The sequence below is a fragment of the Streptosporangium sp. NPDC006007 genome (assembly GCF_040614315.1).
Classification (GTDB): domain Bacteria; phylum Actinomycetota; class Actinomycetes; order Streptosporangiales; family Streptosporangiaceae; genus Streptosporangium.
Map to the genome: position 1 here is coordinate 1 of NZ_JBEXUG010000083.1, position 5,688 is coordinate 5,688.

Annotated in this window: 7 protein-coding genes and 1 pseudogene; 7 read left to right on the top strand and 1 reads right to left on the bottom strand. The window is 71.1% G+C overall.

The annotated features are described in order from the left end of the window. Positions 1–1,322, bottom strand: a 1,322-nt coding sequence (locus ABZ194_RS29975; protein WP_355600383.1) for a DNA translocase FtsK 4TM domain-containing protein, incomplete at its 3' end; no start/stop codon positions are given. 175 nt (positions 1,323–1,497) lie between these two features. Between ABZ194_RS29975 and ABZ194_RS29980 the strand changes: the two genes are divergently transcribed. From ABZ194_RS29980 to ABZ194_RS30010, 7 genes and pseudogenes are all read left to right on the top strand, one after another. Further along, the gene (locus ABZ194_RS29980) at positions 1,498–1,827 is read left to right on the top strand and encodes a winged helix-turn-helix domain-containing protein (protein ID WP_355600384.1); all 330 of its coding nucleotides are present in this window, start codon (positions 1,498–1,500) and stop codon (positions 1,825–1,827) included. Continuing rightward, entirely contained in the window at positions 1,820–2,053 is a 234-nt protein-coding gene (locus ABZ194_RS29985; protein ID WP_355600385.1) for a hypothetical protein, read from the top strand. Before ABZ194_RS29980 ends, ABZ194_RS29985 begins: the two co-directional genes overlap by 8 nt. Positions 2,054–2,235: 182 nt before the next feature. Further along, a complete protein-coding gene (locus tag ABZ194_RS29990) occupies positions 2,236–2,880 on the top strand; it encodes a DedA family protein (protein WP_355600386.1) in 645 nt (214 codons plus the stop codon). Continuing rightward, a complete protein-coding gene (locus ABZ194_RS29995) occupies positions 2,877–3,758 on the top strand; it encodes a DMT family transporter (protein WP_355600387.1) in 882 nt (293 codons plus the stop codon). Before ABZ194_RS29990 ends, ABZ194_RS29995 begins: the two co-directional genes overlap by 4 nt. A gap of 22 nt (positions 3,759–3,780) precedes the next feature. Beyond that, positions 3,781–4,521, top strand: a complete 741-nt coding sequence (locus ABZ194_RS30000) for a GNAT family N-acyltransferase (protein WP_355600388.1) — start codon at positions 3,781–3,783, stop codon at positions 4,519–4,521. A gap of 49 nt (positions 4,522–4,570) precedes the next feature. Then, complete coding sequence (locus ABZ194_RS30005) at positions 4,571–5,491, top strand: lysophospholipid acyltransferase family protein (RefSeq protein ID WP_355600389.1); 921 nt, start codon at positions 4,571–4,573, stop codon at positions 5,489–5,491. Between the two features lie 54 nt (positions 5,492–5,545). Next, positions 5,546–5,688 (top strand): annotated as a pseudogene (locus ABZ194_RS30010) (inositol-3-phosphate synthase); the annotation flags it as partial.

Sequence of the window (5,688 nt, forward strand, 5' to 3'; positions counted from 1 at the left end):
ATCGGGCTCAGGATCCGGACGTCGGCGGACTTGACCGCGTAGGCGATGTTCCTGGTGAGCGCGGTGACCTTCTCGACCTTGACGGCCGGGCCGAGCTCGATCTCGTAGCGCGTCACCGTCGGCCCGCGGGTGAACCCGATCACCTGGGCGTCGATCGCGAACTGCTCCATCACGCTGGTCAGCGCGTTGACCACGACGGTGTTGGCCTTGGTCTGCGGCTTGGGCGCGCTGCCCGGGCGGAGCAGCTGGGTGTCGGGCAGGGTGTAGGGCCCGGCCTGCGGGGAGAGCACGAGCTGTTCCACCGTCCGCGGCGCTGGCGTGGGCGCGGGTGGCTCGGCCTTGACGGCCGGGGCCGCCCCCTCCCCCTCCACCAGCCCGGGCACGATCTCCGGTGAGTGCTCGGCGAGCTTGCCCGGCGGTTCGGTGACGACGGGCGTGTCGTACGGCTTGACGCCGTCCACGTCCGGCGTCTCGCCCGGCTTCTTGCGCGCGGGCCGCCTGCCCGGCTGCCGGGACCTGGCCGGGGCGTCCCGGTCGAAGAGCATGTGCCTGATCTCGGCCAGCCGCTCCGGGATCCGGTGGACCGGGGTGGCGGTGATCACCAGGACGCCGAAGCCGGACAGGATCAGCAGCAGGGGGATGGTGATGAACGCGGGCAGGATGCTCGCCGGGGGCGCCGAGACGATGAAGCCGACCATGCCGCCGGCGGCGGCCACCTTGTCCATGCCGTCGGAGGGGCCTCCCGACGGGTACGGCGTGTCGTGCACGACGTGCACGACGCCGAGCACGCCGACCATGAGCGCGGACCATCCGATGCTCATCCGGCCGGTGTCGGCGTTCTGGTCGGGATGACGGAGCAGCCGCCAGGCGAGCAGCGCCAGCAGGACGGGGAAGGCCCAGGCCAGCGACCCGAACACCCCGCGCATCACCCCGTTGACCACCTCGGAGACCGTCCCCGTGGTCTCCCGCCAGAGGATGGCGGCCAGCGCGATCGCCCCGGAGAAGACGGCCAGGCCGAGCCCGTCGCGACGGTGCACCGGATCCAGCTCGCGGGCGTTCTGTCCCAGGGCCCGCGCGGCGCTGCCGACGCCGCCCGCCAGCAGCATCCAGAGCCCCATGAACAGCTTGCCGATCATGGTGAAGACCCAGCCGATCGGGTCCTGGTGCGGAGGAGCCTGCCTGTGTGCCCGCGGGGCGGTCCTGGCCCGGGTGGCGACCACCCGCCTGGCGGGGGCCGTACGGGACGCGGGAGACCTGGACCGGCCGGAGGCCCCCTTGGCGGGGGTCTTGCCTGAGGCGCCTTTAGACGTACCGGTGGCCATGCTAGCGAGGCTAACGAGATGGGCGGCCGATGGCGCGGAGGCACGCCGGGGAGGGCGCGAAGCGTGCCCGAACGGGCATAGCAAATCGATCATCGCCATGTGACCGCTCGTGTTTTCCGTTGACAACTATCTACAGCGCATGAAAGCTTTTGTTTACACATGAAAGGTCGAGGTGGTGAGCAAGCCGAATGACGTCAGCGGCGACGCGCTCCTAGCCGCGCTCTCCGCCCTGTCGAACCCACATCGGCTGCGTGTGATCGCGGTCCTGGCCGACGGCAGACAATATGTCAGCCAATTGGCAAGGGAGATGAGTATGAGCAGACCACTCCTCACCGTGCATCTGCGCAAGCTGGAGGCGGCGGGACTGGTGAACGGATCACTTGAGTTGTCGGAGGACGGAAAGGCGATGAAGTTCTACGAACTGGCGGAGTTCGAGTTCGTGCTGACGCCACAGACCGTGGCAGAGGCCGCGAAGACCCTGTCGAGCGGCGGCCACGATGACTGAGAGCGTCTTCGTCCTCGGGATCATCATCGTCGCCGCCCTCCTCATCGGAGTGGCGACCTGGCAGGGCCTGGCGACCTACCGCACCAAGATCGAGGCGTCCAAGGACCGGAGTTACCGGCTGCTGGTCGAGGAGGCCGTCGTGGCCCAGACCCGCGTGGCCAGGGAGATCGCCGAGCTCAGGGTCCGCCTCGGCGAGGTGGAGCGACTACTGAAAGAGATCGACTGAACAAACGTGGGTCGCCGAGCGGCAACTCGACGACCCACGTCGGGATCACTTTTCACCCGGCCGGCAAGCCGGGCTCACGTACCAAGGCACGACTCGCGGCCGAGCACCAACTCACGTCACCGCGGGACCCGTGCTGACCAGTACTTACGTCCCATGGAAGGACAGCACACCGTGCACTCGTCATGCAAGTCGTGCCGCCCGCGTCCCGGCGGTGCGCGATGATCTCCCCGCTGAGCCTCGCCGACGCCCTCGCCGCTCAGCCGCTCACGGTCGTCGCGCTCAGCACGTTCCTGTTCATGGTGACCGAGACCTCGCTCTTCGTCGGCCTCGTCGTGCCCGGCGACGCCGCCGTGCTGGTCTCGGGCGTCACCGTCGACTCCCCCGCCGAGTATCTGGCGCTGGTCGGAGCGGCGACCGGAGGGGCGATGCTGGGCGAGACCGCGGGGTACTTCCTGGGCCGCCGGTTCGGCCCGCGGATCAGGACCTCCAGGCTCGGCGTGAGGTTCGGCGAGGACCGCTGGACCCACGCCGAACGGCTCGCGGGCGCCCCCGACACCGGATGGGCGCTGGTGACCAGCCGGTTCATCCCGCTGCTGCACTCCATCGTGCCGGTCATCGCCGGAACCCTGAGCATGCCGTACCGCCGGTTCATCACCTGGGAGGCCACCGCCTGCGCGGTATGGGCCGCTACCTACGTCGGAATCGGCGCGCTGGCCGGCAGCGCGTTCCGCGACCACGGCAGCCGGATCGGCTACGCGGCCTCGGCCCTGCTGGTGCTCGTCATCCTGACCATGGCCACCGTGAGCGGGAAGGCCGGATCCCGATGAGCTCCACCCTGGTCGCCGCCGAGGTCGCGCTCGCCGGCTCGCTCTCCTTCGCGCTCGGCGCGGCCCTGCAGCAGCACGAGGCCGCGGGAACCACCGGCTCCACCCTTCTCGGACGGCTGAGGCTGCTGGTGCGCCGCCCGCTCTGGCTACTGGGCGGCCTGGCCATCCTGATCGGCGGGGTGGGCCACTTCATGGCGCTCGGCCTGGGCCCGCTGACGGTCGTGCAGCCGGTGACCGTGGCCAGCCTGATGTTCGCGGTGCCGATCGCCGCCGCGCTGCACCGGCGCCGTCCCAGCCGGGCCGAACTGGCCGCCGCGGGCGCGGTCACCGCGGGACTGGTCGCCTTCGTCCTGGTCATCCCGCCCACCACGACACCGCCGGCCCTGACCACCTTCGACATTCTGCGCTTCCTGCCGTGCGCCGTGCTGATCGCGCTGATCTGCCACCGCCTCGGGCAGCGGTCGACGCCGCACGGGCGCGCCATGCTGCTGGCCGTCGCCTCAGGCGTGATGTACGCCTCGGCAGCCACCCTGAACCGGGTGCTCTCCAACGGCGCGATGCACGACCTGTCCCGGCTGTTCAACTGGCTCACCCTCCTCATGCCGGTGGTGGCCGCCGCCGCGCTGGCCCTGCTGCAGAGCGCGTACGCGACCGGACACTTCGGGGTCGCGTACGCCACCGTGCAGATCGCCGACCCGCTCACCGCCGTGACGATCGGCGCGCTGATCCTGCACGAGCGGCTCCCGTCCGACCCCGCCAGCCTGCTGGGCGCCCTCGGCGCGGGGGCACTGGTCCTCGCCGGAACCGTCGCGCTGGCCAGGATCAGCCCGGCGCCCGAGGTCGCGGAGCGACCGGTCCCCGTCCCCTGCCCCAAGTAGGCAAGTAGGAAGGAACCCGCCAATGTCCGTCTTCACCGTGCCCGCGAACACCCCGGGCTACTCGGTCTCCCTCGCCCAGGACGGCGCCGACGTGTGGGACGCCCTGCGCCTGCGCCACCTGGTCTTCACCGGCGAACTCGGCGCCCGGCTCGACTCGCCCATCCCCGGCATCGACATCGACGAGCACGACCCCCGGTGCGAGCACCTGATCGTCCGCGAGAACGCCACCGGCCTGGCGGTCGGCACCTACCGGCTGCTGCCGCCGGACGGCGGCGAGCGGCTCCACTCCGACTCCCTGTTCGACCTCTCCCGGCTGGCGGACCTGCGCGGCTCGATGGTCGAGATCGGCCGGCTCTGCGTGCACCCGGACCACCGTGACGGCACCGTGGTGAAGCTGCTGTGGTCCGGCGTCACCCGCTACATGCGCGACAGCGGCCACGACTGGCTCGCGGGCGGCTGCTCGGTGCCGCTGGACGACGGAGGCCGCCGGGCCGCCGCCGCCTGGAACCGGGTCCGCCGGGACCACCTGGCCCCGGCCGAGCACCGGGTCGTCCCGATCACCGCCTGGGACGCCTGCCCGGTTCCCCCCTCCGGGCCGGCCCCGCTGCCGTCGCTGCTCCGCGGCTATCTGCGGCTGGGCGCGCGGGTCTGCGGGCCGCCCGCCTACGACGCGGCCCTCCGCAGCGCGGACTTCTTCATGTTGCTCTCCATGGACGAGATGGACTCCCGCCACCGCCACCCCCTGCTCGGAGCCACCGCTTGACCTCGCTCCCACGGCTGAAGCCCGGGCGCCCCCCACTCCAGGAGATTTGATGAGCCACCACCTGAGCAACCGGACCAGCCGTGACCTGGGTCCCTGGTTACCCGTCTCGCCGTGCACCCCGCGTTCCTGCATCACCCCGCCCGCGGCCCCGGCCGGGGGCTGGCTACGCCTGTACCGGTATCTCGCCGCCCTGGGCCTGGTGACGGTGGCCGTGGTGCTCTCGGTGGTGGCCCGGCTGCTGCGCTCCCCGCTCCGTGCCCGCCTGGCCCGGGCGTGGACCACGGTGGCGGTCGGGGCGCTCGGCATCCGCCGGACGATCAGGGCGTCCGGTACGGCACCGCGCGGCGCCCTGGTGGTGGCCAACCACATCTCCTGGCTGGACCCCCTGGTGCTGGCCGCCTGGCGGCCCTGCCGGATGGTGTCGGAGATCGAGGTGAGCACCTGGCCCGTGATCGGCAACGTGGTGGCGAGCTCGGGGACCATCTTCCACGACCGGGACAACCTGCGCCTGCTGCCGGTGACGATCGAGAAGGTGACCCGGGCGCTCCGCCAGGGGGACACCGTGGTGGTCTTCCCCGAGGCCACCACCCTGTGCGGAGGCGAGATGGGCCGGTTCCACCCCGCCTTCTTCCAGGCCGCCATCGACGCGGGGGTGCCGGTACGTCCGCTGGCCCTGCGGTACCGGGCGGCCGGGCGGATGGCCACCGATCCCGCCTACATCGGCGAGGACACCATGGCGATCTCCATGCGCAGGATCGTCCGCTCCAGCGGGATGATCGCCGAGGTGATCGAACTGCCCGAGATCGCCACCGGTGACCTGCCCGGATCCCGTTACGACCGGCGGATCCTGGCCGGGCTGGCGCAGGCCGCGGTGGCCGGCGCGCTGGGTGAGGACACGACCGCGCCCGTTGTCCAGTACCCGAAAGAGCGGTGTCCGGTATCCGACAGTGCCCTGGTGGCCATGTCCTGATCTGGTCTTTGATGGCAACGCAAATCACCCTACCTAGAGCGACAGGAGAACCGAATGGGTTCGGTGCGCGTGGCCATCGTGGGTGTCGGCAACTGTGCGGCATCGCTGGTGCAGGGCGTTCATTTCTACCGGGACGCCGATCCGGGTAGCCGGGTGCCGGGCCTGATGCATGTCACGTTCGGGGAGTATCACGTCGG

What these genes read in the sequence shown, in the direction of transcription:
- ABZ194_RS29985 (WP_355600385.1), top strand. Translation starts at nt 1,820, where the DNA reads ATGACTGAGAGCGTCTTCGTCCTCGGGATCATCATCGTCGCCGCCCTC.
- ABZ194_RS29995 (WP_355600387.1), top strand. Translation starts at nt 2,877, where the DNA reads ATGAGCTCCACCCTGGTCGCCGCCGAGGTCGCGCTCGCCGGCTCGCTC.
- ABZ194_RS30005 (WP_355600389.1), top strand. Translation starts at nt 4,571, where the DNA reads ATGAGCCACCACCTGAGCAACCGGACCAGCCGTGACCTGGGTCCCTGG.
- ABZ194_RS30000 (WP_355600388.1), top strand. Translation starts at nt 3,781, where the DNA reads ATGTCCGTCTTCACCGTGCCCGCGAACACCCCGGGCTACTCGGTCTCC.
- ABZ194_RS29990 (WP_355600386.1), top strand. Translation starts at nt 2,236, where the DNA reads ATGCAAGTCGTGCCGCCCGCGTCCCGGCGGTGCGCGATGATCTCCCCG.